The following is a 2227-nucleotide window of genomic DNA, read 5'->3' as shown; positions in this document are numbered from 1 at the left end:
TGGAGGCCTTGCCCGGTATCGGCCCGGCTAAGGCGAAATCGATTGTGGAATACCGTCAGAAGAACGGTGCGTTCAAATCGGTGGAGGAGCTGAAAAACGTGAAGGGCATCGGTGATGCGGTGCTGAACAAGTTGAAGGCGGAGGCGACGGTTTCTTCTGCCGCGCCTAAGGCCGCCCAGCCTGCCGTGAAAAAATAAGCCTGACGGTTAACTGCCGTATACGCCGCCCCGAGGCCGAACCGCTTGCCGGTTCGGGTTGACGGGCGGCTTTGTATGGGGCCGGGAATGAGAGCTTGGACAACGCGGGGCTTCTATTGGGTAATAACTGAAAACAGCCGAATCCCTGTGCTTGGGTCTCAGCTGTTGAGTACAGAGGGTTATTTTGCAAAGGTATCAGGCCGTCTGAAAACTCGAAAGAAGCAGCTGTCTGTTAAATATGCGATAATGCGGAAGATTTCATGGGTGTGGTAGGAACATGGTTGTGATTGTCTGACGGGGATGATGTCGGGCAACGATGGAATTGGTTTGCTTGAGACGCCCGCCTGTTGCGGGCTTTTTTATGGGAAGGAATGGTCATGCCTAATCCGCTTTATCGGCAACATATTATTTCAATTTCAGATTTGACGACGGAGCAGCTCGAATTGCTGCTTCAGACGGCCCTGAAGTTAAAAAAGCAGCCTCGTGAAGATTTGCTTGAGGGTAAATTGATTGGATCGTGCTTTTTTGAACCGTCTACCCGTACGCGTTTGTCTTTTGAAACGGCGGTACAGCGTTTGGGTGGGAAAGTTATCGGTTTTTCCGATGGTGCGAATACCAGTGCGAAAAAGGGTGAAACGCTTGCGGATACTGCGAGGATTATTTCCAGCTATACAGATGCGATTATTCAGCGACACCCTAAAGACGGTGCGGCCCGTGTGGCGGCTGAATTTTCGAGTGTACCTGTGATTAATGCCGGTGATGGTACCAACCAACATCCGAGCCAGACGCTTTTGGATTTGGTAACGATTTATGAAACTCAGGGCAGTTTGAGCAATTTGAAGATTGCGATGGCCGGTGATTTGAAATATGGCCGTACGGTACACTCATTGTGTCAGGCATTGAAGCGTTGGGGTTGTGAGTTCGCATTTGTATCCCCTCCCAGCTTGGCGATGCCGGACTATATTACTGAAGAGTTGGAAGAGGCCGGTTGCCCTTACCAAGTTTTGTCTAGTTTGGAAGAAGCGGTCGAATGGGCGGATATTTTGTACATGACCCGCGTTCAGCGCGAACGTTTTGATGAGCAGGAATTTGCCAAAATTCAGGGTAAATTCAATCTTGATGCGTCGATGTTGGCGAATGCCAAACCCAATTTGCGCGTCTTGCATCCTTTACCGAGGGTAGATGAAATTCATCCGGATGTGGATAAAACACCTCATGCCTATTATTTTGAGCAGGCAACCAATGGCGTGTATGCACGGATGGCGATTTTGTCTTTGGTATTGAACGAAGAAGTTTAAGGAGCGAAAGATGGAAAACTCAAAACTCAGCGTTGAAGCGATTGAACAAGGTACGGTAATTGACCATATTCCTGCCGGTAAAGGCTTGGCCATTTTAAGACAGTTTAAGTTGCTGCATTATGGCAGCGCGGTTACGGTCGGCTTTAATTTGCCCAGCAAAACGCAGGGAAGCAAAGACATTATCAAAGTCAGCGGCGTATGGTTGGATGCCAATGCAGCCAACCGTTTGGCTTTATTTGCCCCTGAAGCAGTGGTAAACAAAATCGATCAGTTTAAAGTGATCGACAAACAGCATTTGTCATTGCCGGACGAAATTTCAGAAGTATTCCGCTGCCCGAATACCAATTGTGCCAGTCATGGCGAGCCGGTCATCAGCCGTTTTTATGTCCGTTCACATAATGGTCAGACACGTTTGAAATGCCATTATTGCGAGAAAACCTTCTCGCGTGATTCAGTTGCCGAAGCCTGATATGTAGAAATTAGTAGCGTTGTTTACAGTATTTCCAGGAGAATACTGAAACATGAACATGCACAAAAACACCCGTCTCACCCCGCACCACCGCCAAGCCATTTGGCTGGCCTACACGCAGGGGAAGGAAAGCGTAACCTCCCTGGCACGCCGCTACCAAGTCAGCCGCGTCACCATTTACCGCGCACTTAAAGCCGCAAGGGGCAGACTGCTCAAACCCCAAACCAGTACCAACAACCGTTTCAAACAGGCAAAGTACGGAA

4 protein-coding genes are annotated in these 2227 nt (G+C 49.1%); all 4 read left to right on the top strand.

The window, feature by feature from the left end:
* Nucleotides 1–197 (top strand): ComEA family DNA-binding protein (locus tag ACTHUT_RS18385; RefSeq protein WP_440419339.1); only part of this gene is annotated, 197 nt, incomplete at its 5' end.
* 377 nt (nt 198–574) lie between these two features.
* Nucleotides 575–1495, top strand: a complete 921-nt coding sequence (pyrB, locus tag ACTHUT_RS18380; RefSeq protein ID WP_003684701.1) for an aspartate carbamoyltransferase — start codon at nt 575–577, stop codon at nt 1493–1495.
* Nucleotides 1496–1505: 10 nt separating this feature from the next.
* On the top strand, nt 1506–1964 hold the full coding sequence (gene pyrI / locus ACTHUT_RS18375; RefSeq protein ID WP_003684689.1) for an aspartate carbamoyltransferase regulatory subunit: 459 nt from the start codon (nt 1506–1508) through the stop codon (nt 1962–1964).
* 52 nt (nt 1965–2016) lie between these two features.
* Nucleotides 2017–2227, top strand: a 211-nt coding sequence (locus tag ACTHUT_RS18370; protein ID WP_440419336.1) for a helix-turn-helix domain-containing protein, incomplete at its 3' end; no start/stop codon positions are given.

The sequence above is a fragment of the Neisseria sp. P0022.S010 genome (assembly GCF_051956635.1).
Note: the sequence above shows the minus strand (reverse complement) of the source record. Positions and strands in the feature narration are given on the sequence as shown.

Bases quoted from the DNA above. Each gene is read 5' to 3' on its own strand.
- pyrB (WP_003684701.1), top strand. From the start codon at position 575: ATGCCTAATCCGCTTTATCGGCAACATATTATTTCAATTTCAGATTTG.
- pyrI (WP_003684689.1), top strand. From the start codon at position 1,506: ATGGAAAACTCAAAACTCAGCGTTGAAGCGATTGAACAAGGTACGGTA.